Annotated in this window: 22 protein-coding genes; 10 read left to right on the top strand and 12 right to left on the bottom strand. The window is 62.4% G+C overall.

The window, feature by feature from the left end; translation table 11 throughout:
* Nucleotides 1-3: 3 nt before the first annotated feature.
* From GIW48_RS16845 to GIW48_RS16830, 4 genes are read right to left on the bottom strand one after another with little or no spacing between them, the layout of a single operon-like run.
* Nucleotides 4-504 carry a Csu type fimbrial protein gene (locus tag GIW48_RS16845; RefSeq protein ID WP_026013649.1) on the bottom strand — a complete coding sequence of 167 codons (501 nt, stop codon included), beginning with the start codon at nucleotides 502-504 and terminating at the stop codon, nucleotides 4-6.
* 5 nt (nucleotides 505-509) lie between these two features.
* Entirely contained in the window at nucleotides 510-1,043 is a 534-nt protein-coding gene (locus GIW48_RS16840; protein WP_026013648.1) for a Csu type fimbrial protein, read from the bottom strand.
* 18 nt (nucleotides 1,044-1,061) lie between these two features.
* Nucleotides 1,062-1,604: a Csu type fimbrial protein gene (locus tag GIW48_RS16835; RefSeq protein WP_236462602.1), complete on the bottom strand. Its 543-nt coding sequence runs from the start codon at nucleotides 1,602-1,604 to the stop codon at nucleotides 1,062-1,064.
* Nucleotides 1,598-2,098: a spore coat protein U domain-containing protein gene (locus tag GIW48_RS16830; protein WP_017136489.1), complete on the bottom strand. Its 501-nt coding sequence runs from the start codon at nucleotides 2,096-2,098 to the stop codon at nucleotides 1,598-1,600. The genes GIW48_RS16835 and GIW48_RS16830 overlap by 7 nt, the downstream gene beginning before the upstream one ends.
* 215 nt (nucleotides 2,099-2,313) lie before the next feature.
* Between GIW48_RS16830 and zapE the strand changes: the two genes are divergently transcribed.
* Entirely contained in the window at nucleotides 2,314-3,408 is a 1,095-nt protein-coding gene (gene zapE / locus GIW48_RS16825; RefSeq protein WP_138452058.1) for a cell division protein ZapE, read from the top strand.
* A 40-nt stretch (nucleotides 3,409-3,448) separates the two neighbouring features.
* The gene (locus GIW48_RS16820; RefSeq protein WP_236462605.1) at nucleotides 3,449-4,753 is read left to right on the top strand and encodes a protein kinase; all 1,305 of its coding nucleotides are present in this window, start codon (nucleotides 3,449-3,451) and stop codon (nucleotides 4,751-4,753) included.
* A gap of 329 nt (nucleotides 4,754-5,082) precedes the next feature.
* Here the strand turns inward: GIW48_RS16820 and GIW48_RS16815 are convergent, their stop codons facing one another.
* Both GIW48_RS16815 and GIW48_RS16810 read right to left on the bottom strand, forming a co-directional pair.
* The gene (locus GIW48_RS16815) at nucleotides 5,083-5,790 is read right to left on the bottom strand and encodes a YebC/PmpR family DNA-binding transcriptional regulator (RefSeq protein WP_056858461.1); all 708 of its coding nucleotides are present in this window, start codon (nucleotides 5,788-5,790) and stop codon (nucleotides 5,083-5,085) included.
* A 110-nt stretch (nucleotides 5,791-5,900) separates the two neighbouring features.
* The gene (locus GIW48_RS16810) at nucleotides 5,901-7,214 is read right to left on the bottom strand and encodes an MFS transporter (RefSeq protein WP_017136485.1); all 1,314 of its coding nucleotides are present in this window, start codon (nucleotides 7,212-7,214) and stop codon (nucleotides 5,901-5,903) included.
* Nucleotides 7,215-7,469: 255 nt separating this feature from the next.
* Here GIW48_RS16810 and GIW48_RS16805 point away from each other — a divergent pair, with 255 nt between their 5' ends.
* On the top strand, nucleotides 7,470-8,342 hold the full coding sequence (locus tag GIW48_RS16805; protein WP_017136484.1) for a LysR substrate-binding domain-containing protein: 873 nt from the start codon (nucleotides 7,470-7,472) through the stop codon (nucleotides 8,340-8,342).
* Nucleotides 8,343-8,459: 117 nt separating this feature from the next.
* Here the strand turns inward: GIW48_RS16805 and GIW48_RS16800 are convergent, their stop codons facing one another.
* On the bottom strand, nucleotides 8,460-9,317 hold the full coding sequence (locus GIW48_RS16800; RefSeq protein ID WP_236461658.1) for a LysR substrate-binding domain-containing protein: 858 nt from the start codon (nucleotides 9,315-9,317) through the stop codon (nucleotides 8,460-8,462).
* 114 nt (nucleotides 9,318-9,431) lie between these two features.
* On the opposite strand from GIW48_RS16800, the gene GIW48_RS16795 reads away from it, so the two are divergent.
* The 3 genes from GIW48_RS16795 (at nucleotide 9,432) to GIW48_RS16785 (ending at nucleotide 12,058) form a co-directional block, all read left to right on the top strand.
* The gene (locus GIW48_RS16795) at nucleotides 9,432-10,541 is read left to right on the top strand and encodes a 2-aminoethylphosphonate--pyruvate transaminase (RefSeq protein WP_236461655.1); all 1,110 of its coding nucleotides are present in this window, start codon (nucleotides 9,432-9,434) and stop codon (nucleotides 10,539-10,541) included.
* 29 nt (nucleotides 10,542-10,570) lie between these two features.
* Nucleotides 10,571-11,398: a phosphonoacetaldehyde hydrolase gene (gene phnX, locus GIW48_RS16790; RefSeq protein ID WP_099550031.1), complete on the top strand. Its 828-nt coding sequence runs from the start codon at nucleotides 10,571-10,573 to the stop codon at nucleotides 11,396-11,398.
* 114 nt (nucleotides 11,399-11,512) lie between these two features.
* On the top strand, nucleotides 11,513-12,058 hold the full coding sequence (locus tag GIW48_RS16785; RefSeq protein ID WP_017136480.1) for a cytochrome b: 546 nt from the start codon (nucleotides 11,513-11,515) through the stop codon (nucleotides 12,056-12,058).
* Here GIW48_RS16785 and GIW48_RS16780 read toward each other — a convergent pair.
* Complete coding sequence (locus GIW48_RS16780; RefSeq protein ID WP_236461652.1) at nucleotides 12,055-12,945, bottom strand: 1-aminocyclopropane-1-carboxylate deaminase/D-cysteine desulfhydrase; 891 nt, start codon at nucleotides 12,943-12,945, stop codon at nucleotides 12,055-12,057. The two genes, GIW48_RS16785 and GIW48_RS16780, sit on opposite strands and share 4 nt — an antisense overlap.
* 56 nt (nucleotides 12,946-13,001) lie before the next feature.
* Nucleotides 13,002-15,041, bottom strand: coding sequence for an NADPH-dependent 2,4-dienoyl-CoA reductase (locus GIW48_RS16775; RefSeq protein ID WP_099550029.1), 2,040 nt, complete (start codon nucleotides 15,039-15,041; stop codon nucleotides 13,002-13,004).
* A gap of 212 nt (nucleotides 15,042-15,253) precedes the next feature.
* Here GIW48_RS16775 and GIW48_RS16770 point away from each other — a divergent pair, with 212 nt between their 5' ends.
* Entirely contained in the window at nucleotides 15,254-16,384 is a 1,131-nt protein-coding gene (locus GIW48_RS16770; RefSeq protein ID WP_017136477.1) for a carbon-nitrogen hydrolase family protein, read from the top strand.
* A 4-nt stretch (nucleotides 16,385-16,388) separates the two neighbouring features.
* Nucleotides 16,389-17,423: an AraC family transcriptional regulator gene (locus GIW48_RS16765; RefSeq protein ID WP_236461649.1), complete on the top strand. Its 1,035-nt coding sequence runs from the start codon at nucleotides 16,389-16,391 to the stop codon at nucleotides 17,421-17,423.
* A gap of 8 nt (nucleotides 17,424-17,431) precedes the next feature.
* On the opposite strand, the gene GIW48_RS29705 is transcribed toward GIW48_RS16765, so the two are convergent.
* Nucleotides 17,432-17,566 (bottom strand): hypothetical protein, encoded by a 135-nt coding sequence (locus GIW48_RS29705; protein ID WP_017136475.1) that lies wholly within the window; start codon nucleotides 17,564-17,566, stop codon nucleotides 17,432-17,434.
* Between the two features lie 188 nt (nucleotides 17,567-17,754).
* Here GIW48_RS29705 and GIW48_RS16760 point away from each other — a divergent pair, with 188 nt between their 5' ends.
* Complete coding sequence (locus GIW48_RS16760) at nucleotides 17,755-18,756, top strand: transketolase-like TK C-terminal-containing protein (protein WP_236461648.1); 1,002 nt, start codon at nucleotides 17,755-17,757, stop codon at nucleotides 18,754-18,756.
* Nucleotides 18,757-18,898: 142 nt separating this feature from the next.
* On the opposite strand, the gene GIW48_RS16755 is transcribed toward GIW48_RS16760, so the two are convergent.
* Nucleotides 18,899-19,369, bottom strand: a complete 471-nt coding sequence (locus tag GIW48_RS16755; RefSeq protein ID WP_058420905.1) for a MarR family winged helix-turn-helix transcriptional regulator — start codon at nucleotides 19,367-19,369, stop codon at nucleotides 18,899-18,901.
* 145 nt (nucleotides 19,370-19,514) lie between these two features.
* Here GIW48_RS16755 and aceE point away from each other — a divergent pair, with 145 nt between their 5' ends.
* A complete protein-coding gene (gene aceE / locus GIW48_RS16750) occupies nucleotides 19,515-22,175 on the top strand; it encodes a pyruvate dehydrogenase (acetyl-transferring), homodimeric type (RefSeq protein WP_236461645.1) in 2,661 nt (886 codons plus the stop codon).
* A gap of 1 nt (nucleotide 22,176) precedes the next feature.
* Here aceE and GIW48_RS16745 read toward each other — a convergent pair whose 3' ends face one another.
* On the bottom strand, nucleotides 22,177-23,055 hold the full coding sequence (locus GIW48_RS16745; protein ID WP_236447907.1) for a DUF2242 domain-containing protein: 879 nt from the start codon (nucleotides 23,053-23,055) through the stop codon (nucleotides 22,177-22,179).
* Between the last annotated feature and the right edge of the window lie 28 nt (nucleotides 23,056-23,083).

Genomic DNA, 23,083 nt, shown 5'->3' with positions numbered 1-23,083 from the left:
GCCTTACCACGACAGCTGCACCTGCAACGTGTCGCTGTACGTCCCCCCAGGCTGGTTACCCGGTAATTGCACTCGCCCATAAATCGGCAAGGTGATGTTGTTGGCATCGCTGTAGGCCACGCTCACGCTTTGGCTGATCCCCAGGCTCTGGCTGAACGCCGCGTCCCGAAACAACTGATAAACCACCTGGGCGGTGCCGCTATTGAGCTGCATCCGCCGTCCGCTGTTGTTATGCAACCCGCCATCGACACTCATGCTCAGCGCCACCCCCGGCGTGCATTGCAGGGTCACGCCGCCCGTCAGCGCGACAGACGCCGTGCTGGTGGCCAACGCCGAATAGGTGCCGAACGCCAGGCTGCCGTAATTGGTACCGCCGCCGACCACCAGGCAACCTGGCGTGATCGTCGCGCTGACCTGGAACGACTGGCTGGTCACCGCCAACAGCGACAGCGGCATTCCCCAGCCGATGCACACCGCCAACGCCGCACACCCTGCCCGGCCCATGGCACTTAGAACGTCAGGGTCACGTTAACCGTGTCGGTGTAAGTACCGGCCGGTAAGCCCGCCTTGCCATTGGCCTTGCCGTAGATATTCACGGCCTGGGCCACGCCAGTGCTCGGCGCCAGGTTGATCACCCCGCCGATGGCCAGCAGCGTCGAGTGGCCGCTGTCGGTGTAGAGGTCATACGGCACGTAATTGGCCACCCCGTCATACAGCGCGCGACCACCGCCCACGGACTGGCCGTCGTGGGCACCGGCAGACACCGTCAACGTCGGTGAAGTACCCGCCGAACACAGGATCGACAACGCCCCGCCACCGCCGCCCAGCACCTGGCCGTCGGCTTCGGTGAACAGGCTGTTGGCGGTACCGAAGTTCAAGTTACCGAAGCTCATCCCGCCGGTGGCTGCGGCGCCGTTGACCTGGCAGCTGCTGGTGAGCACCAGGGTGGCGCTGACCGTACCGGCCACCGTCGCCGCCTGTGCGCCCGACACCCACGCCAACGCCATCAATGGAAAAACCGCCTTTGCTATAAGTGCATGCATGATGTCCATCCTCATCGTTTACCAATCCAGAGTCACCGTCAGGGTGTCTGTGTAGATGCCGGCCGGTAAGGCCCTGGTATTCGCCACCACCGAGCCGAATACCGGGATCGGTACTTGTGTGCCCTTGGTCACGACGAAATTGCGTTGCTCGCCAATGCTGTAGCTGCGCCGGCCGAGCGGGTCAGCCGACAGTTGATAGGGGATGGTCTGGCGCCCGTTACTCAGGCGCCTTGTGGTGCCATCACCATGGGCGCCGCCGTCGATGGTCACGGTGAAGCTGCTGACCACCGAGGGGTTGCAGGACACCGACAGCGGCGCCTTGCTGCCATCGGTAACACCCGCATCCAACGGGTGGCTCCATGTAGGCCCCTGGGTGCCGAAATCCAGTAGCGCACTACCGCCGGCGGGGCTCACCGGCGCGCTCTCGATGTCTTTGCTCACCTGGCAACTGGCGGTGATGACCAGCCGAGCGTGGATCTGCCCGGCGACCGCCGCTTGGGCGTCATCGGCCAGCAGCAACAGGCCGCCCATGGCCGCCAGGGCCAAGCTGCGGCTTACCATGTGACGGTGACCTTGAGCAGGTCGGTGTAGCGACCGACCGCCGGGATGTCCTTGAGCGGCTCAATGCGCCCATACAGCGGCAGGTCGACACTGCCGGAGTCGGGCACACGCCCGCTCAGCGGTTCATTGACCGGCAAGGCGATACGCCGCGCGGCATCGGCATAGATACGATAGGGAATCGGTTTGCTCGAGGGCGTCGCAGCACTCAGGTAGCGCACTTCGCCGCTGCCGCCATGCAGGCCGCCGTCAACGCGCAGCTGGTAAGGGGTGTCGGGGTTGCACTCCAGGCGCGGTTGGCGCTGGCTGATAAGCGCCGCACTCAGAGGCCCGGCCGGGTCATCCAGACGCGGGCCGCTGCCAAAATCCAACACGCCAAGTTGCTCGATGCCCGCACTGCGGGTGGTGCCCACCAACTGGCAGCCCCGTTGCACGTCGATGCGCACCTCCACCTGGAGTTGCGCAGCGTAAACCGTGCTGCAGAGCATCGTGCCCATGACTGCCAAAACGCCTCGTCCCTTCACGGCCCCAAATCCTTGTACAGGGGTGATTGCTCTGTAAGAGGTTAGCCTCAAAGGGCGAAACTGCCAGTCTGGGCCGGGTGGCGGGCGTTACATGCCTTTTCGAGATAGCGGGGGGCGCCGTTCTGTATTGGTCAAATCGACGCGAGCGCCCTAAAGTGGGCAACCACCGACATACAGAGTGACGTGCATTGGTTGTGTTTTCCCTGATTCAGCGTCTGCTGGGTAAAAAAAACGCGCTGACAGGCGCCTCGCCTATCCCGGCGTTCTTTGAAAACAAGGCCCGAGACCAGGGCTATACCCTCAGCGCCGGCCAAACCCAGGCAATTACCGCCCTCGCCCGCGAAACCCGGCACCTGCTCGCCGGCCAGCCGACGCGCAGCCTGTACCTGCACGGACCGGTGGGGCGTGGCAAAAGCTGGCTGCTCGATGGGTTTTTCCAGGCGCTGCCGATTGCACAAAAGCAACGCGTGCACTTCCATGCATTTTTCACCCGCCTGCACCAAGGCATGTTCCAGCACCGCGAACAGGACGACGCCCTGGGCGTGACGTTGGACGAGCTGCTGGCCGATTGCCGGGTGCTGTGTTTCGACGAATTCCACGTCCACGATATCGGCGATGCCATGCTCATCAGCCGCCTGTTCCAGGCCTTGTTCCAGCGTGGCGTGCTGGTGCTGGTGACCTCAAACTACGCCCCCGACGGCCTGCTGCCCAACCCGCTGTACCACCAGCGCTTCAAGCCGGTGATCGACTTGATCGCCACGCGCATGCAGGTGCTGGAAGTCAGCTCGCCCGAGGATTTTCGCAGCTTGCCCCAGGCCCATGCCGAACAGCGTTTCACCGGCGGCCAGTATGTATGGCCCGGTAGCGCCGCCCAGCGCGAAGTCCTCGGGCTGCCCGCCACACCTGGCGCGGCGCAAACCCTGAAGGTCGGCAACCGCCGATTGCTCTGCCGCAGCCATCAGGCGCGCAGCATCGTGTTCACCTTCAACGACCTGTGTGAACAGCTCACCGCCGTGATGGATTACCTGTTGCTGTGCGAGGATTTCGACCACTGGGTCATCGACGGCCTGCCCTCCCTGGCTGACTGCCCGATCGCCGTGCAACAGCGTTTTATCAACCTGGTGGACGTGCTCTACGACCAGGACAAGCGCCTGACCCTGATCGGCCAGCAACCCCTGGCGCGTGCCCTGGAAGGCCAGGCCATTGACCTCGCCCGCACCGCCAGCCGGCTGAACCAATTACAAACGGTGTGCCCGCAACCCGCGCCCGACCCGGTATCATGAGCGCCTTTCACGCCCACCTTGCCGAGTGACCGCGCCGTTCATGAATACCCTCGCCCAACTCAAGGCTGGCCAATTGGCCGGTATCAAACGCCTGGACCTGTCTTGCGGGCTGACCGAATTTCCGCCGGAAATCTTCGAGCTGGCCGACAGCCTGGAAATCCTCAACCTCACCGGCAACGCCCTGAGCAGCCTGCCCGACGACCTGTATCGGCTGGCGCACCTGCGCGTGCTGTTCTGCTCGGATAACGCCTTCACTGAGCTACCCGCCTGCCTGGGCCAGTGCGCCAACCTGAGCATGATCGGCTTTAAAGCCAACCAGATCAGCCACGTACCCGCCGCCGCGCTGCCACCACAGTTACGCTGGCTGATCCTCACCGACAACTGCATCAGCCAGTTACCCGGCGAGCTGGGCGAGCGCCCACTCCTGCAAAAGCTGATGCTGGCCGGCAACCACCTGACGGACCTGCCGCATAGTCTGCTCAACTGCAAAAACCTCGAGCTGCTGCGTATCGCCTCCAACCGCTTCACCCAACTGCCGCCATGGCTGCTGACGCTGCCGAGCCTGACCTGGCTGGCCTATGCCGGTAACCCGGTGGAAATCGCCGTTGAAGTGGCGAGCGATGATGCAACGCCGAATATCCCTTGGGCTGAACTGGAACTGGGCGAGGTGTTGGGCGAAGGCGCTTCGGGGATCATCCGCAAGGCGTTGTGGAAGCCGCCAGCGTTGCCGGTCGCGGTCAAACTCTACAAAGGCACGATCACCAGCGACGGCTCGCCGCTGCATGAAATGCAGGCCTGCATCGCCGCCGGGCTGCACCCGAATCTGATCAAGGTGGAGGGGCGCGTGGTCGGCCACCCGGAGGACCAGGCAGCCCTGGTGATGGACCTGATCGACCCGAGTTACCGCAACCTCGCGGCCTTGCCGAGCCTGGCGTCATGCACCCGCGATATCTACGCACCGGGTACGCGCTTCAGTGCCGAAGTGGCTTTGCGCATGGCACGCGGCATCGCCTCGGTGGCGGCGCATCTGCACCGACATGGCATTACCCATGGCGACCTGTACGGCCACAATATTCTGTGGAACGCCACGGGTGATTGTTTGCTTGGGGATTTTGGCGCGGCGTCGTTCCATGTCACGGCAGACACGCAGGAAACCAGGGCGTTGCAACGCATTGAAGTGCGTGCATTCGGGGTGTTGCTGGGGGAGTTGTTGGAGCGGGTAGAAGAAGGCTTCAATAATGAAGCACTGGTGGCGCTGCAACAAAGCTGCTGCCAGCCCGATGTATTGGCGCGCCCGAGCTTCGAAGAAATCGAAGCATTGCTGCACGCTCTGCCACACCACTAAACCAATGTGGGAACTGGCTTGCCTGCGATAGCCATAGGTATCTACTCAACTTTTGAAGGCAGCCAATTTCTCCTGTGGCGAGCAGGCTTGTCGAATCGTCGCACCGCCTGCGTTGGGCTGCGAAGCAGCCCCAAACCCAGTCGCTGAGTTCTTTCAGGAAAATTGCAGTGCCTTTACTGGGGCCGCTTCGCAGCCCAACGCAGGGCAAGCCTGCTCGCCACAACAGCCCACCTGCCACAGACTTCGTGTTAACCGGTTGTGTAGATGCCTATGGCTATCGCAGGCAAGCCAGCTCCCACATTTTTTGCCGGCATTTATTCAGCGATAAATCAGCCAGCCAACCCGACGAACATATCCTGCACGTCATCATGGTTGTCCAAGCCTTCCAGGAAGGCTTCGACTTCAGCCATCTGCTCATCGGTCAAACCGCTGACCGGGTTCTTCGAGATGTAGCCCAGCTTGGCCGACAACACGGTGAAACCCTGCTCTGGCAGTGCTTTTTGCACCGCATCAAGATCGGTGGTTTCGGTGATGAACAAGGTGCTGCCTTCTTCTTCGCCGTCTTCAAAATCCTGTGCGCCGGCTTCAATGGCGGCCATTTCCGGGTCGGCGTCCGGGCTGTCCGGCGAGGCTTCGATCAGGCCGACGTGGTTGAAGTCCCACGCCACGGAACCCGAAGCGCCCAGTTGGCCCTTACGGAAGGCCACGCGGATTTCTGCCACGGTACGGTTGATGTTGTCGGTCACGCATTCAACGATCAGCGGCACCTGGTGCGGGGCAAAACCTTCGTAGGTCACGCGGTGGTACTGCACGGTTTCGCCGAGCAGACCGGCGCCCTTCTTGATCGCGCGTTCCAGGGTCTCCTTGGGCATCGAGGCTTTTTTGGCCTGTTCTACCACCAAACGCAGGTGGGCGTTGGTCGCGGTGTCGGCGCCGTTGCGGGCGGCGATGGTGATTTCTTTCACCAGCTTGCCGAAGATCTTGCCCTTGGCATTGGATGCCGCTTCTTTATGTTTGACTTTCCACTGTGCGCCCATGACTCACTCTCTTTTCGTCCATCGCGCCGAAACGTCTACTGGCCGGCGCTTTGGGGGCAGAGTTTATAGCGCAAAAACACTCTAATCCACCAAAAAACCGGCCAAGTGCCTCAGGTGCGCAAGGGTTTGATCGTGACGTTGCGGTCGGGCACAAAGTCGCCAACCTGCGCCAGCGCGGCGGGCCTGGCGTTCCAGTAAGGCATCAGCACCAGTGAAGAAAACAACGCCGCGCCGGCAAATACGATAAACACCGTGACCGTATCGAAGTAGCCCGGCAGCAGGCCGCCAAGGATCGCCCCCACCGAACCGCAACCGTTCACAAAGCCTGCGGCCGTGGCGCCGGCCTTGGCGGTGCCGAAGTCGATGGCCGCCGTGCTGCTGATCATCGAGTCAGGCCCATACAGCGTCAGGCCCATCACAAACAGCAGGGCCATCACCAGCATCACGCTACCGGTGTGCAGCGCGCCCATGAACAACGCCAGGGCCACGGTCAGCGCCAGCAGGCTGAGCACACAGGCCGGCATGCGCCGGGCGCCGAAGAGTTTGTCGGACGCCAGCCCGATCATGATCGGCCCCAGCAACCCGGCCAACTCGAACGCCGTGGGCACGATGGCCGCACCCACCTTGCCCACCGAGGGCATTTGCTCATAAACGATCACCGGCCCCCACAACAGGATCGCGTAACGCGCCGGTTTCAACAGAAAGTACGCCAGGCCCAAGACCAGCACCGTACGGTTACGCAGGATCGCGCGCAGCGGTTCCAGCACGCTGACTCGCTGTGTGTCGGCCGCCACGACCGGCTCCGGCTCAACAGCCGGCAAGCCGACATCCTGCGGTGTATTGCGCTGGAAGATAAAGAACAGCACAGCCACCACCGCCACCACCGCCGCGCTGGAAATAAACGCCGCATGCCACGTGCCGATCAGCGTATAAGCCCACCAGCCGGCAAAGGGCGATGCCACCAGGCCACCAAAGGCGTAGCACGAACTCCACAACCCCAACACCCGCCCGCGTTGCTGCGCCGGGAAGAAACTGCCGAGGTTTTTGCACAGCCCCGACCAGCCGGTGGACTGCGCCAGCCCCTGGATCAACATGCAACTGATAAAAATCGGCAAGGTGGCAAAGGTGCCCATCACCAACGCCGCTGCGGCAGAAATCAATAATCCGCCCAGCACCACCACCCGTGGCCCGAAGCGGTCCGCCAGCATGCCCCAGGTGAATTGCCCCACGGCATAGGCCGCCAGGTACAGGCCATCAAGGTTGGCCATCATCATTTTGTCGAGGGGGAAACTGGGGTCATCGACGATGCCCAGCTTGGCCACCGAAAACGCTTTGCGAGTGAAATAGAACGCGGCGTACGCCAGCCAGGTGATGGCGAAAATCTGCACGCGCCAACGCTTGATGCTACCCGTTTGGATATTCATTGTGGTTCTGACCTCAGGTGAGTGTGCCGGCAGGATCTAGAAGCAAATGCCTGTTGTTTTTATGGTTGAGCACTGCAATGCCAAGCCCTGGAGGGCGCGGCATTGGTCAGATGGGTCCGGTTTGCCAGAACCCATGGACGCCGCGGTTGTAGGACTCAGCCGTCGGCGGTTGGCGTATCAAAGCAATGGCTGACTAATAGGTAAAATCGATTTATCGTATTTCACCTATAAGCTCAGCTTGTAAGAGGATCTGCGATGTCGGTTTCCCACGCCCAGCTCAAAGCCTTCCACGCCGTGGCCGTACACGGCAGTTTCACTCAGGCCGCTGAACGCCTGTTCCTGACGCAACCGGCGATTTCCGACCAGGTGCGCAAGCTCGAAGAACGCTTCGGCGTGCTGCTGTTTCACCGCAACAAACGCGCCGTGCGCCTCACCGACCTGGGCGAGCGTCTGCTCGGCATCACCCAGCGCCTGTTTGTGATCGAGGCCGAAGCCGAAGAGCTGTTGCAAGACTCCCGCGCCCTGCTCACCGGCACCCTCACCCTGGCCGTGGACGCGCCCGTGCACGTGTTGCCGCAGATCGCACGCTTCTGCCAGTTGTATCCGGGGATCAGCGTGAAGATCGAAACCGGCAACACGGATGAATCGCTGTTTCGCCTGTACAACTACCAGGCCGACCTGGCCCTGCTGGGGCGCGATGTCGACGATGAACGCCTGCTGTCGTTGCCACTGCCCGATGAGCAGCTACTCGCCTTTGTGGCGCGCAACCACCCGTGGGCCGGGCGTGAATCCATCTGCCTCGCCGACCTGGATGACACGCCGCTGGTACTGCGGGAAATCGGCTCGGTCACCCGTCAGACCCTGGAGCAGGAAATGCGTCAGGCCGGGCTGCGCATCCGCCCGGCGATCCAGGTGGAAGGCCGCGAAGCCGCGCGGGAGGCGGTGGTGGTGGGGATTGGTGTGGGCGTGGTGTCGGCAGCGGAACTCGGCGCCGACTCGCGGGTGTATGCCCTGCCGATCCGCGATTGCAGCCAGCGCATGAAGGAAACGCTGGTGTGCCTCAAGGAGCAGAGTTCGCGGCGGGTGGTGGCGACGTTTCTCGATATTGTGCGGGACAGTTTGCGCTGAGTTTTAGGGCCTCATCGCGGGCAAGCCCGGCTCCCACAGTTGACCGAGTAGTACCTGAGTAACCGGACCAATGTGGGAGCCGGGCTTGCCCGCGATGGCCTCGACTCGGTCTTCAACTCAAGACGCCAACTCAAAGAACGCCTGAATCAGCCGCAACGAGCGGCGCCGCTCCATACAGCCGAGCATATGCCGGTTCAACAACCCATCGCCCTGAATCGTCACGGCCTGCACACGCGGGTCCTGGCTGACTTCCATTGACGACACCACGCCTACGCCCAACTCGGCCGCCACGGCTTCGGTCACCGCCTCGCGGCTGTCCAGTTCCAGCAGCACCTTGGGCTGCACACCCGAAGCTCCACACGCATCATCGAAGGTTCGCCGCGTGATGGAGCTGGGCTCGCGCAATACCATGATCACCTCGTTGAGCTGTTCCAGGCGAATGCCCTTGGGCAGTGCCGCCCACGGGTGGCTGGCCGGGACAAGCGCGCAAATCCGCGACTCACTCAACGGCTGCAGGTGCAGGCCATTGCGCGGCTCCACCTCCGTCAGCACCGCCACATCCGCATGCTCGGAGAGCAGCGCCGCCAGGGTTTCCTGGGCATTGCCCAGACGCAGGTTCACGGTGATGCCGGGGTAACGGGCACGCAGGCTGGCGATCATCGGCATCACCAGATGCGGGCCGTCCGCGGCCACTTCCAGGCGTCCGCTGAGCAACTGCCGATTGGCTTCGAGCAACGCCTGCGCTTCATCCACCAGACCGAAAATTGCCCGAGTGATCGCGGCCAGACGCGTGCCCTCCTCGGTCAATTCCACCCGCCGGGCGGTACGGCGCAACAGCGCGATCTGGTAGTGCTCTTCCAGGGCCTTGATGTGCCCGGTCACCGCCGGCTGGCTGATGAACAGCCGTGCGGCGGCACGGGTAAAGCTGCCCTCGCGGGCCACGGCATCGAATGCACGCAGTTGAAACAAATTCATAGCTATCGGCCTCACTGATAGCTCGCATAACAACAAACAATTTGATTGATGACAAGCCAAACTGCAATTTAGGCGCCGTAGCTTCACCCCCCAATGACCTTGCGAGGACTTGAGATGAGCACTGCCGCGCCGATCCTGCTAACCCCTGGCCCCTTGACCACTTCGAACCGCACCCGTCAGGCAATGATGGTGGATTGGGGGTCATGGGATGACCGCTTCAACCAACTGACCGCCAGCGTCTGCACTCAATTGCTGGCGATCCTGCACGCCACCGACAGCCACCACTGCGTGCCCCTGCAAGGCAGCGGCACCTTTGCCGTCGAAGCGGCCATTGGCACCCTGGTGCCGCGCAACGGCAAGGTACTGGTGCTGATCAACGGCGCCTACGGCAAGCGCCTGGCGAAGATCTGCGAAGTGCTCGGCCGCGACTTCAGCACCTTCGAAACCGCTGAAGACGAACCCACTACCGCCGCCGACGTCGACCGCCTGCTGCACGCCGACCCGGCGATCACTCACGTCGCGTTGATCCACTGCGAAACCAGCACCGGCATTCTCAACCCGCTGCAGGACATCGCGCAGGTAGTTAAACAGCACGATAAACGCCTGATCATCGACGCCATGAGTTCCTTCGGCGCGCTGGCGATCGACGCCCGCGAAGTGCCGTTTGACGCGCTGATCGCCGCCTCGGGCAAGTGCCTGGAAGGCGTGCCGGGCATGGGCTTTGTCTTCGCCGACAAACAGGCACTGGCGGGCGCCCAAGGCAACTGCCATTCCCTGGCGATGGACTTGTTCGACCAGCACAGCTACATGGCCAAGACCGGCCAATGGCGCTTCACCCCGCCGACCCACGTGGTCGCCGCGCTGCACGAAGCCTTGCTGCAATACCAGGAAGAAGGCGGCCTGCCCGCACGCCATCAACGCTACGCCGACAATTGCCGGACGCTGCTCGACGGCATGGCCGCACTGGGCCTGCGCAGCTTCCTGCCAGCCGCCATCCAGGCGCCGATCATCGTCACCTTCCATGCGCCAAAAGACCCGCGCTACCAGTTCAAGGACTTCTACGAGCGGGTCAAGGCCAAGGGTTTCATTCTCTACCCCGGCAAATTGACCCAAGTAGAAACCTTCCGCGTCGGCTGCATCGGCCACGTTGACGCACAGGGCATGCAAGCGGCGGTCGAGGCGATCGGCCAGGTGCTGCAAGAAATGGAAGTGCTGGACATCTGATTGCCCCCATTACCCACAGGACTTGAACCATGAACTATCAAAACCCCAACACCCTCCAGGCCGTGATCCTCGACTGGGCCGGCACCGTGGTCGACTTCGGCTCTTTCGCGCCCACGCAGATCTTTGTCGAGGCGTTTGCCGAGTTCGACGTGCAAGTCTCCATCGAAGAAGCCCGTGGCCCGATGGGCATGGGCAAGTGGGACCATATCCGCACGCTCTGCGACCAACCGCAGGTCGCCGAACGCTACCGCAAAGCCTTTGGCCGCACGCCGACCGATGACGACGTGACCTCGATCTACCAGCGTTTCATGCCCTTGCAGATCGAGAAAATCGCCGAGCACTCAGCCTTGATCCCCGGTGCCCTCGACACCATCGCCCGCCTGCGTGTGCAAGGCATCAAGATCGGCTCCTGCTCCGGCTACCCCAAACAGGTGATGGACAAGGTGGTCGCCCTGGCCGCCACCAACGGCTACATCGCCGACCACGTGGTCGCCACCGACGAAGTGCCCAACGGCCGCCCGTGGCCCGCCCAGGCACTGGCCAACGTGATCGCGCTGGGCATTGACGATGTGGCGGCGTGCGTGAAGGTCGACGATACCGTACCGGGCATCCTCGAAGGCCGTCGCGCCGGCATGTGGACCGTGGCACTGACCTGCTCCGGCAATGCGCTGGGCCTGACCTACGAGCAATTTCGTGATCTGGACGCCACCGCCCTGGCCAGCGAGCGCACACGCATCGAGAAGTTGTTCGAGGGTTCGCGACCGCACTACCTGATCGACACCATCAACGACCTGCCTGCGGTGATCACCGATATCAACCAGCGCCTGGCCCGCGGTGAAATGCCGCAAAGCGACTGATTGAGATCAAAACAACAGCATTTACGTCAGGCGCACCGCTCAAAACCGGCATACAGTTATAGGATTCCGTCGCGAAAGAACGGAAGTATGCCCTGATGAGTGAGGAACCAAGCGATGCCGTGGAAAAACTCCGATACCCGCTACAGCACCATGTCGATTGCGCTGCACTGGTTGATGGTGGTGCTGCTGGCGGTGGTTTACGCCTGCATTGAGTTTCGCGGGATCTTTCCCAAAGGCAGTGGCGGGCGGGCCCTGATTGTAGAAATGCACTACATGTTCGGCCTGACAGTGTTTGTGCTGGTATGGCTGCGCCTGTTTGCCCGCACCTTGGGCGTTGCACCAAAGATCGTGCCGGCACCGCCGCAATGGCAATCGGCACTGGCAACACTGATGCATCTGGCGCTGTACCTGTTCATGATCGGCATGCCGATTTTCGGCTGGCTGATCGTCAGTGCCCAGGGCCATTCCGTGATGTTTTACGGGATCGAGTTGCCGCCCTTGATTGGCGAAAACAAAGACCTGTCCAAACAGATCAAAGAATGGCACGAGCTGGGCGGCACCGTCGGTTATTGGCTGATCGGCCTGCATGCCGTGGCCGGCCTGTATCACCATTACTTCATGCGCGATAACACCGTGTTACGCATGATGCCCAAGCGCTAGCTCTCCATGCTCCGGCGGCCTTGCAGGCCGCCGGTGTGCACGAAGATCAAGCGAGTGCCGGGGGCGAAGCGTCCGGCCTCGATCTGTTGCTTCAACGCCAGCAAGGCCTTGCCAGTATAGAGCGGCTCCAACGGTAAGCCGCCTGCCTGTTCCGTCGCCTGGATAAAATCGAGCAATAACGGGTCGACCTTGGCGAAGCCGCCTCGGCTCGCGTCCAGTAATTCATAGCCGTGCTGCACGATGGCCTGCACGTTCTGGGCAACCCCGTGATCATCTGGCACCGCCAAGGCGCCGAACACCGGATGCACGCCCGCCTCTGCCAGCGCCAACCCGGCCAGTGTGGTGCCGGTGCCCACCGCCAACCACCACGCGTCGTAATCAGCCCAGCCGAGCCTGTTCAGTTGAGCGCGCACCTGCTCAACCAACACCCCGCAACCCATTGCGCCGGCCCTTCCACCGCCGCCCTCGGGCACGGGATAAAGATGGGGATACTGTTCGCGCCATGGCCGCCAGAAACCGGCGTCGTGACGCGCACGATAACCGCCGTACCCCAGCCAATGCAGGTGCATGCCGAAGGCTTTCAGATCAAGGATGGTGGGCGTGTCTTGAGGGTGGCCGCGCAACAGGCCGACGGTGGGGAAATCAAAATGTTTGCCGGCTGCCGCCAACGCGTGCAGATGGTTGGAATGAGCGCCGCCCAGGCTGATGATCCCATCGGCACCGGCCTGTTGCGCATTGGCCAGGTGCTGGGTGAGCTTGAACCACTTGTTGCCGCTGATCAGTGGATCGATGCAGTCCAGGCGCAGCACGGCCAACTCGACCCCGTTCAGCCAGTCGAGGGGCAACGGTTCAAGCGGTGCCTGGGGAAACCAGTCGAAGGGACCCATCGGGGGATATCTGAATGAAAAAGGGGCGGTAGTCTAACACCGCCCCTTGGGTCGTTTTACAGCGCGGCAGCCAGACGCGAACCCTGGTTGATGGCGCGCTTGGCATCCAGTTCGGCCGCCACATCGGCGCCGCCGATCAGGTGCACATTCTGGCCGGCTGCGACCAGCCCATCCTGCAGTTCGCGCAGTGGGTCTTGCCCGGCGCAGATGACGATATTGTCCACTGCCAGCACCTGCGGTTCGCCCTCGGCGCCGATGCGGATATGCAGGCCATCGTCATCAATCTTCAGGTACTCAACGCTGTTGAGCATCTGCACCTGCTTGTTCTTCAAGCCAGTGCGGTGGATCCAGCCGGTGGTCTTGCCCAGGCCATCGCCGACCTTGGAGGTCTTGCGTTGCAGCAGGAACACTTCACGTGCCGGTGCGTGGGGTTGCGGCTTGATGCCGGCCACACCGCCACGGGCTTGCAGTTGGGTGTCGATGCCCCACTCTTTCCAGAACGCCTCGCGGTCCAGGCTGGTGGACACGCCCTCGTGCACGAGGAACTCGCAGACGTCGAAGCCGATGCCGCCGGCGCCGATCACCGCCACGCGCTTGCCCACCGGCTTGCGCTCCAGAATCACATCCAGGTAGCTCAGCACCTTGGCGTTGTCGACGCCCGGAATCGCCGGCGTGCGCGGCGCAATGCCGGTGGCCAGGATGATCTCGTCGTAATCGCCCGCCGCCAGTTGCGCCACATCCACGCGGGTGTTGAGGCACAGCTCGACGTGGGTGGTCTGCAATTTGCGCTTGAAGTAGCGCAGGGTTTCGAAGAACTCTTCTTTGCCCGGCACGCGCTTGGCGATATTGAACTGGCCGCCGATCTCGCTGGCCGAATCGAACAGGGTCACCTGGTGGCCGCGCTCAGCCGCCACGGTGGCCGCCGCCAGCCCCGCAGGCCCGGCACCGACCACCGCAATTTTCTTGATCTGCTTGACCGGCAGGTAGTTCAGCTCGGTCTCGTAGCAGGCACGCGGGTTGACCAGGCAGGTGGTCAGCTTGCCGCCAAAGGTGTGATCCAGGCAGGCCTGGTTGCAGCCGATGCAGGTGTTGATTTCATCCGCGCGGCCGGCAGCGGCCTTGTTGACGAACTCCGGGTCGGCCAGGAACGGGCGCGCCATCGAGACCATGTCCGCATCGCCTTCAGCCAGAATCTGCTCGGCTATTTCCGGGGTGTTGATGCGGTTGGTGGTGATCAACGGAATCTGCACCGCGCCACGCAGCTTGGCGGTGACCTTGCTGAACGCACCACGCGGCACCTTAGTGGCGATAGTGGGGATACGCGCTTCGTGCCAGCCGATACCGGTGTTGATGATGCTCGCACCGGCGCCTTCGATGGCCTTGGCCAGCTGCACGATCTCTTCCCAGGTGCTGCCGCCTTCCACCAGGTCGAGCATCGACAGGCGGAAGATAATGATGAAGTTCGGACCTACTGCTTCGCGTACCCGGCGCACGATGTCCACGGCCAGGCGCATGCGGTTTTCGTAGCTGCCACCCCAGCGGTCGGTGCGATGGTTGGTGTGGGCGGCGAGGAACTGGTTAATGAAGTAGCCTTCGGACCCCATGATTTCCACGCCGTCGTACTCGGCCACCTGGGCCAGCAGCGAGCAGGTGACAAAATCCTGGATCTGCTTCTCGATGCCCTCCTCGTCCAGCTCCTTGGGCTTGAACGGGTTGATCGGCGCCTGGATCGCGCTCGGCGCCACCTGCTTGGGGCTGTAGGCATAACGACCGGCGTGGAGGATCTGCATGCAGATCTTGCCGCCCGCTGCGTGCACGGCCTGGGTCACAATCTTGTGCTTTTGCGCTTCTTCGTCGGTGGTCAGTTTGGCGGCACCGGCATATACGCCGCCTTCATCGTTCGGGCCGATGCCGCCGGTGACCATCAGGCCAACGCCGCCACGGGCGCGCTCGGCAAAATAGGCGGCCATACGTTCGAAGCCGCCGGGCTTTTCTTCCAGGCCGGTGTGCATCGAGCCCATCAGGGTGCGGTTGCGCAAGGTGGTAAAACCCAGGTCCAACGGGGCCAGCAGGTGCGGGTAGGCAGCAGCGGTCATGGTACAGCTCCACAACGGATCATCACGGGACGTGGCAGGCTCGAACGGCTTGCCATCGGTTTATGTCCCACAGACTAAGAGGCGATGGACGACCGCTCAATGACCGTAACTGACAAGTTATTGATCCAAATGCACAGTGCCCCTTGGCAAGCCGGTGCATCAGCCCTACCCTAGTCGGCGAACCCTGCACACGGTCTGTTGTCTGTTGCCCCATGCGTAAACTTCTAGCGTTCACCGTCTCCATGGCCCTGGTTGCCGCCATCGCCGCGTATCTGGTCTGGACCCAGGAGCGCCCCGTGGCGCATTACCTGTCGGACCTGCGTATCACCCTGGCCGTCAATGAAGGCGAGCCCGCCGACCGTGGCAACCTGCTGGGCATCCAACCCGAGCTGTTCCCTGCTGATTACCAGAGCCTGGAACGCTTGCACCTGAAACTCTCGGCCTACCTGCAAAAGGCCCGCGACCAAGGTTTGATCAACGCCAAGACCGTCGTCGTGCTGCCGGAACATATCGGCACCTGGCTGATGCTCAGCGGCGAAAAGAATGAGCTGTACCAGGCCACTCACCTCAAGGACGCCATGAATTGGCTGTCCGCCAGCAACCCGTTGCAGTTTGCCCGCGCCTGGATCAGCGCCAAAGGCGATAACCGCATGGACGACGCCTACCTGCGTATGAAGGCACCGGCCATGGCACGCGACTATCAAGTGCTGTTCGGCGGCCTGGCCAAAGAATTCGGCGTGACCCTGGTGGCCGGCTCCATCGCGCTGCCCAACCCCAGTGTCAGCCAGGGCCAACTGCACATTGGCCATGGCGCGCTGTACAACGCCAGCGTGGTGTTTGCGGCCGATGGCCTGCCCATCGGCGAGCCACAGCGCCAGCTTTACCCGATTTACGATGAGCGCGGGTTTATCGCCCCGGGTGACGAAAATATCGTCAGCGTGGTCGACACGCCGGCCGGGCGCCTGGGCATCCTGATCGGCAGCGACAGCTGGTACCCGGACAATTACCGCAAGCTCAACGAGCAAGGTGCGCAACTGGTGGCCGTGCCGGCCTTCGTGACCGGCCGCGACACCTGGGACCGCCCATGGCGCGGCTTTAAAAGCGTGTCCACGCCGCCGGAAATCAGCCTCAAGCCCGAAGAACTCAGTGAAGGCGAAGCCTGGCGCCGCCTCACCCTGATCAGCCAGCAGCCCATCAGCCAGGCCAGCGCCGGCATGAGTGTGTTCCTGCGTGGGCAGTTCTGGGACTTGGGCACCGCCGGGCACAGCTTCCTCAGCAACGACGGGCACGTCACGGCGGGCAACGACGCCCGTGGCGCGCGCCTGCTGAATATCTGGCTGTAACGCCGTGAAGCCGGTGCGCCTTGGGGACTTGTCGGTGGGCTTTGTTCAGTCCTTGGCCGACGCCGTCCACAGCCACGGCCTGGACCCGCAGCCGCTGCTGCTGCAATACGGCCTGGACCCGGCGCGCCTTGCCGAAGCCGGGGCGCGCCTGTCGATCCCGCGCTATATGCGCCTGGGCCACGCCGCCATCCAACTGACCGGCGACCCCGGCCTGGGCTTGCGCATGGGTCAATTGAGCCGTCTGAGCCAGGCGGGATTGGCCGGCGTCACCGCCGCACAGGCGCCGAACGTACGCGAAGCGGCGCGCGCACTGACGCGGTTTGAAGCGCTGTACGGCTCCAACTATCGTGGCCAGTCGAGCTTTCATGAGGACGCCGAAGGCGCTTGGCTGCGCTTCTATTCCATCAGCCCATACAACGCCTACAACCGCTTTGTGGTGGACTCGATCATCGCCGGCTGGCTGCAGCAATTGTCGAGCCTGGCCCAACAACCGGTGCAGGCCCAGCGCATCGACATCGAGTTTGAAGCCCCTGAGTACAGCGACCAGTACCGCGTGCTGGGTGACAGCCCCGTGCATTTCGGTGCCGAGGCCAACCAACTGCGCCTCAACCAGCCAACCCTGAGTCTGCGTAACCCGCAGCATTGCCCCAGCACCTGGCAGCTGTTGTTGAAGTTATGTGAACAGGAGTTGGAGCAGCTCACCCGCACCCGCAGCCTGCGCGAGCGCATCACAAGGTTGCTTGGGCCGATGCTCAATGGTGGCCGGGAACCCGACCTGGAAGAAGTGGCGGCACGCTTGAAGCTGCCTACCTGGACGCTGCGCCGCAAACTGGCCGACGAAGGCACGCAGTTTCGCGCAATTCTCAACGATACCCGCCGCGATCTGGCCATGACCTACATTCGCGACACGGAACTGGCGTTCGGCGAGATCGCCTACTTGCTCGGTTTTGCCTCAGCCCAAGCCTTTCAACGGGCATTCAGGCGGTGGAACAACCAGACCCCAGGGGAATTTCGCCGCAGTCAGCGGCGTTCCGCCTGAAGTCGGTGTTACAGCTCGGTGGCGTCATCGGCCGGATCCAGCGGATCCAGTTCAAACGCGTGGTACTCCAGCAGTTCTTCCTGGTATTCGTCCATGGCGGACTCCTTCTTGGTTAAAAGCGCTTGCAGATAAATGACCTGCAAGCCCAGCCTAAAGTGCCGTGATGACGAAAAAATGTCGGCGCCATGACGTTCCTGCACTTCAAGATAAAACGTAGCAGGGTTGGATCGATTTAGCGCCGGAATCTTGAGGTGCTATTGCAATCATTGCATTTGCAATCAATAACAGATTTCCATTAGGGTACGAGACTTCGCAGCAAGGAGCCTCGACCATGCCTGTCTCTACCGCCCAAGCCGCGCAGCGCTGTATCGATGCGCTGAGCAGTGCCGCCCCGCCGCCCGGCTCGCCGCTGTACACGGTCATGAACATGGCCAATACCCTGGAATTCAGCCGACAGGCCTGGGTGATTCGTGGCCAGTCACGCAGCCGCCGTGTGGGCAACTGGCCCAGTTGGTTTGCGCGCAATACCGGCGAAAAACCCATGCTGTACCTGCACCGTGCAGCATCGTCGGCGCAGTTATGTGGGCTGTCGCAGGCCGCCACGCAGCGCGGCATCCTCTGCAACGACGTCGAGAACCAGCCCTCTGCCTGGCCCAGGGGCGCGCAACCGTCGCTGCCGTTGTGGCTGGCGACCAACCCGCACTGCACGCCGTATGACCCGGCGTCCGGCGAAGAAGCCCGGGCGATTGTGCTGGCCGGGATTCGCGCGCTGTATGTCGACGGCAAGCCGGGGTTTTATTACCTCGCGCTGCATGATCAACAGCGCACAGCGAGGCTGGATAAGCAGGATCGTGAAAACGCGCTCAAGGGCATGTACCCGCTCCAGCGTACTCACACTGGGGAGGTGCGCTTGCTGGGTGCGGGCCGAGCGCTCGAGGACGTGACCCACGCGGCGCAATTGCTTGAACAGGATTGGGGCGTGACGGCGCAGGTATGGAGCTGCCCAAGCTACACGCGGCTGGCCCGTGAGGCAGCGGCGGCCGAGCGCTGGAATCGCCTGCACCCGATGGCTGCCCGGCAAAGCTGCCATCTGCATGAGTGCCTGGCCGGGAGCAGCGCGCCGGTGATTGCCGTGACCGGCTATCCGCAGGCGATTGTCGATCAGTTGGCGGCGTATGTGCAGGCGCGGTTTGTCGGGTTGGGTGCGGGGTCGGTGCAGGCGTCTGCGCCCAGTCGGTATTGGATTGTGGTGTGTGCGCTGCGGGCGTTGGCCGATGAAGGCCGTATTGGTGTTGAGCAGGTCGAAACGGCGATGCGTCGGTATCCACTGTGATGCATGGGCACGCGGTCAAACATGTGGGAGCTGGCTTGCCTGCGATGGCCTCACCTCGCCGTGTCAGGTACACCGTGGTGAGGCTATCGCAGCGGTGCGACGATTCGACAAGCCAGCTCCCACATTGGATCTTCGTCAGCTATTAGATCTTGCGTCGACTGCGGGTTTGCACGCCCGCCTCCACCGCCAACCCCGCAGTGCGCTCCAAGGTATCGGCAAACAGCTGGCGCTGCTCAGGCTCGATTTGCGACAGGAACAGCTCATCCACCGTGCTTTCGTAGATTTTCCACATCTTTTTACGCAACACCCGGCCGGCCTCGGTGATCGAGGCAAACGCTGCGCGGCCATCGCCGTCGGAGCGTGAACGCACTACCAGGCCGTCCTTTTCCAGGCGGTCTACCAGGCGTGTGAGGTTGTAGCGCTCAATCGCCAGCACATCGGCCAATTCGTGCATGCGCCGTGTGCCGTCGGGGCCGCTTTCCAGGCCCCATAACGCGTCATACCAGGCATAGGGCGGCAGGTCTGCTGCAGCCAGGCGGCGTTCGATTTCTCGGATGACCGTCCTGTGGGCCCTGACAAAACGGAACCATACATCTGGCTCTTTCGACGACATGCAACACCATCCGGGGAGTTTCAAGAAGGTTGCAATAGTAGCTCATCCCGCGCTAGATTCAGTCATGTAGTTGCAATTGCAATTACATTTGCGCAACTCCCACAAGGAGCCCGCTGCTTGAAATCCGCCTACCCTGGAGCCTCACATGACCCCCAATAACGCAGTAAGACTGGACGACGATCCACAGGAAACCCGCGAGTGGCTGGAGTCCATCGAATCGGTGCTGTCCACCGAAGGCCGCCCGCGTGCCCACTACCTGATTGATCAGTTGCTGGATTTCGACGTTGCGCGCCATGGTGACTTCTACGGGCGGGTGACCACGCCTTACGTCAACACCATCGCGGTTGACCGCCAATTGCCCTACCCCGGCAACCTGGCCATCGAGCGGCGCACCAATGCGTTTATTCGCTGGAATGCCATGGCGATGGTGCTGCGTGCGGGTAAACACTCGGGTGTTGGTGGGCATATTGCGACCTACGCGTCGGCCGCCGTCCTGTACGACGTAGGCTTCGACCACTTCTTCCGTGGCCGAACCGATACCTTCGACGGCGACCTGGTGTACATCCAGGGCCACTCCTCCCCGGGCATTTACGGCCGCGCCTACCTCGAAGGCCGCATCAGCGAAGCGCAGCTGGACAACTTCCGCCGCGAGGCCGGTGGCGAGGGCTTGTCCTCTTACCCGCACCCACGGCTGATGCCGGACTTCTGGCAGTTCCCGACAGTATCGATGGGCCTGGGCCCGATTACCGCCGCCTACCAGGCGCGCTTTATGCGCTACCTGGAGTTCCGTGACCTCAAGCAACACCAAGGCCGCAAGGTGTGGGCATTCCTGGGCGACGGCGAAATGGACCAGCCGGAATCCCTGGCGGCCATCTCCCTGGCCGGCCGCGAGAAGCTCGACAACCTGATCTTTGTAGTCAACTGCAACCTGCAGCGCCTGGATGGCCCGGTGCGTGGCAATGCCAAGGTGATCCAGGAGTTCGAAAGCCTGTACCGCGCCGCCGGCTGGAATGTGATCAAGGTGATCTGGGGCGGCGGCTGGGATGCGCTGCTGGAAAAGGACCAGAGCGGCCTGTTGCGACAACGCATGATGGAGTGCGTGGACGGCGACTACCAGAACTACAAATCCCAGAACGGCGCCTATGTGCGTGAACATTTCTTCGGCAAATACCCGCAATTATTGGCGCTGGTTGCCGACATGTCCGACGACGATATCTGGAAACTCTCACGCGGTGGCCACGACCCGGACAAGGTCTACAATGCCTACGCCGCTGCCGTGCGCCACAAGGGCCAACCGACGGTGATCCTGGCCAAAACCGTCAAGGGCTTTGGCATGGGCGAAGCGGGCGAAGGCCAGAACATCAATCACCAGTTGAAGAAGATGGGCGCTGATGCAGTAAAAGCCTTTCGCGACCGCTTCGGCCTGGAAGTGGCCGATGACCAACTCGACGAAATCCCTTACCTCAAGCCCGCCGCCGACAGCGAAGAAGCCCGCTACTTCGCTGCCCGTCGCCAGGCGTTGGGCGGCTATGTGCCAGCACGACACACTGCAGTCGAGGCCTTGCAGATTCCCGAACTGAGCGCCTTTGCCACCCAACTCAAAGACACCGGCGAGCGTGCCATCTCCACCACCATGGCGTTTGTGCGCATCCTCGGCACGCTGCTGAAAGACCCGCACCTGGGCAAGCTGATCGTACCCATCGTGCCGGACGAGTCGCGCACCTTCGGCATGGAGAGCCTGTTCCGCCAGATCGGCATTCATTCCGCCGTCGGCCAGCTCTACACCCCACAAGACGCCGGGCAATTGAGCTACTACAAAGAGAGCAAAGACGGACAGATCATGCAGGAAGGCCTGAATGAATCCGGGGCTATTTCTTCGTGGATTGCGGCGAGTACGTCCTACAGCAATCACGGCTTGATGACCGTGCCGTTCTACATTTTCTATTCGATGTTCGGTTTCCAGCGCGTCGGCGACCTGGCCTGGGCCGCCGGCGATGCCCGCGCTCGCGGCTTTCTGCTGGGCGCCACGGCCGGCCGCACCACGCTGATGGGCGAAGGCTTGCAGCATGACGACGGCCACAGCCACATCCTGGCGTCGGTGATCCCCTGCTGCGTCGCCTATGACCCGACCTTTGCCTACGAGCTGGCGGTGATCATTCGCGAAGGCATGCGGCGCATGTACGTCGAACAGGAGGACATTTACTACTACATCACCCTGCTCAACGAGAACTACCCGCACCCGGCCATGCCCGAAGGCGTGGAGGACGGGATTCTCAAAGGCTTGTATCCGCTGAGCACGCATCCGCAGGCGCAGGTGCAATTGATGGGCAGCGGCTCGATCCTGCGCGAAGTAATTGGCGCAGCGCAACTGCTCGACAAGGACTTTGGCGTAGCCAGTAATGTCTGGAGCGCCACCAGCCTGACCGAATTGCGCCGTGACGGGCACGCGGTGGAGCGCTGGAACCTGCTGCATCCGCAGGACGAACCGCGTGCGAGTTACGTGGAAACCAGCCTGGCCGGACACAGCGGGCCGGTGGTGGTGGCGACGGACTATATGAAGCTATTCGCCGACCAGATCCGCCCCTTTGTACACGGCCGCCGTTTTGTGGCGCTGGGCACCGATGGCTTTGGGCAATCGGACACCCGCGAAACCCTGCGCGAATTCTTTGAGGTGGACCGCCACTTCATCGTGCTGGCGGCGCTGAAGGCGCTGGCCGATGACGGCGTGATCGGGCGTGACAAGGTGAGCGAGGCCATCAGCCGCTACGGGATCAACGTCGACAAGACGAACCCCGTAGCGGTCTGAGTTACCGCCCAGGCGTTGGCAGCGGTGGGATCGCCTCTGTCGGCGCCGGCAGGTTCGGGTTGGTCGGCGCAGGCGCTGGTTCCGCAGCCGGTGCAGGTGTTGGCGCAGTGGTCGGCACCGGCTCGGCCTGTGGCGCAATCGGTGCCGCCTCTGGCGGCGGTGCCAGCGGTTCCGACACGGCGGGCGCTACCGGAGCGTCCTTGGGCGCGTCTATCTTATCGGCAGGCGCTACCTTATCGGCGGGCGCTACCTTATCGGCAGGCGCAGGCTTATCGGCAGGCGCAGCCGCTTTCGGCTCCGGCATGCCCAGCTCAGCCTTGGGCTTCTCTGGAATATGCTCGGCCGCCTTCACGTCCTGGGGCAGGAACACATCCACCAGCGAGAAGTAGCGATCGTAAAACTTCGGTGCCGTCACTGTCTCGCTGGCCACCTTGACCATCGAATCATCGGTTGAGCCGATCGGCATCGACACCGAGCCCAACACACCCACGCCGAGGCTGGCGGAGTTGTTGACCTTCTTCAGCGCGTAGCGGTCCTGCAAGGCATTGGCAAACATGGTCGAATGCTTGGCGCCTTTGCCATCATCGGCACACACTACGTTGAAGCTGATTTGCAGATGGGTTTCGCCGGTTTGCTGGAAACTCTTGTTACCCACCACCAGCTTGGGGTCGCTGCTGGTGATGATGTAACCCTGGCTCAACAGCGCACGTCGCGCCGCTTCACAGGCCGCCACATCGCTGACCGGGTAATCACGGGAGAACGTACCGGAGTCGTCGAAATTCTCATGTTCATAAATAGCGGTCTTGGGTGACGAGCAGCCCGCAGCGCCCGCCAGCACGAGCGCCAACCCGAGGCTACGCAAGTGAAATGATGTCGACATCGAAAATCCTGAGGAAAACAGTCAGGGC

The organism is Pseudomonas sp. PA-6-3C, assembly GCF_021605825.1.
Lineage (GTDB): Bacteria > Pseudomonadota > Gammaproteobacteria > Pseudomonadales > Pseudomonadaceae > Aquipseudomonas > Aquipseudomonas edaphica.
Note: the sequence above shows the minus strand (reverse complement) of the source record. Positions and strands in the feature narration are given on the sequence as shown.

Bases quoted from the DNA above. Each gene is read 5' to 3' on its own strand.
- phnX (WP_099550031.1), top strand. From the start codon at position 10,571: ATGAACTATCAAAACCCCAACACCCTCCAGGCCGTGATCCTCGACTGG.
- GIW48_RS16755 (WP_058420905.1), bottom strand. From the start codon at position 19,369: ATGTCGTCGAAAGAGCCAGATGTATGGTTCCGTTTTGTCAGGGCCCAC.
- GIW48_RS16785 (WP_017136480.1), top strand. From the start codon at position 11,513: ATGCCGTGGAAAAACTCCGATACCCGCTACAGCACCATGTCGATTGCG.
- GIW48_RS16840 (WP_026013648.1), bottom strand. From the start codon at position 1,043: ATGCATGCACTTATAGCAAAGGCGGTTTTTCCATTGATGGCGTTGGCG.
- GIW48_RS16815 (WP_056858461.1), bottom strand. From the start codon at position 5,790: ATGGGCGCACAGTGGAAAGTCAAACATAAAGAAGCGGCATCCAATGCC.
- GIW48_RS16760 (WP_236461648.1), top strand. From the start codon at position 17,755: ATGCCTGTCTCTACCGCCCAAGCCGCGCAGCGCTGTATCGATGCGCTG.
- GIW48_RS16820 (WP_236462605.1), top strand. From the start codon at position 3,449: ATGAATACCCTCGCCCAACTCAAGGCTGGCCAATTGGCCGGTATCAAA.
- GIW48_RS16775 (WP_099550029.1), bottom strand. From the start codon at position 15,041: ATGACCGCTGCTGCCTACCCGCACCTGCTGGCCCCGTTGGACCTGGGT.
- GIW48_RS16810 (WP_017136485.1), bottom strand. From the start codon at position 7,214: ATGAATATCCAAACGGGTAGCATCAAGCGTTGGCGCGTGCAGATTTTC.
- GIW48_RS16835 (WP_236462602.1), bottom strand. From the start codon at position 1,604: ATGGTAAGCCGCAGCTTGGCCCTGGCGGCCATGGGCGGCCTGTTGCTG.
- GIW48_RS16770 (WP_017136477.1), top strand. From the start codon at position 15,254: ATGCGTAAACTTCTAGCGTTCACCGTCTCCATGGCCCTGGTTGCCGCC.
- GIW48_RS16800 (WP_236461658.1), bottom strand. From the start codon at position 9,317: ATGAATTTGTTTCAACTGCGTGCATTCGATGCCGTGGCCCGCGAGGGC.
- GIW48_RS16845 (WP_026013649.1), bottom strand. From the start codon at position 504: ATGGGCCGGGCAGGGTGTGCGGCGTTGGCGGTGTGCATCGGCTGGGGA.
- GIW48_RS16745 (WP_236447907.1), bottom strand. From the start codon at position 23,055: ATGTCGACATCATTTCACTTGCGTAGCCTCGGGTTGGCGCTCGTGCTG.
- GIW48_RS16780 (WP_236461652.1), bottom strand. From the start codon at position 12,945: ATGGGTCCCTTCGACTGGTTTCCCCAGGCACCGCTTGAACCGTTGCCC.
- GIW48_RS16830 (WP_017136489.1), bottom strand. From the start codon at position 2,098: ATGGGCACGATGCTCTGCAGCACGGTTTACGCTGCGCAACTCCAGGTG.
- aceE (WP_236461645.1), top strand. From the start codon at position 19,515: ATGACCCCCAATAACGCAGTAAGACTGGACGACGATCCACAGGAAACC.
- GIW48_RS16795 (WP_236461655.1), top strand. From the start codon at position 9,432: ATGAGCACTGCCGCGCCGATCCTGCTAACCCCTGGCCCCTTGACCACT.
- GIW48_RS16805 (WP_017136484.1), top strand. From the start codon at position 7,470: ATGTCGGTTTCCCACGCCCAGCTCAAAGCCTTCCACGCCGTGGCCGTA.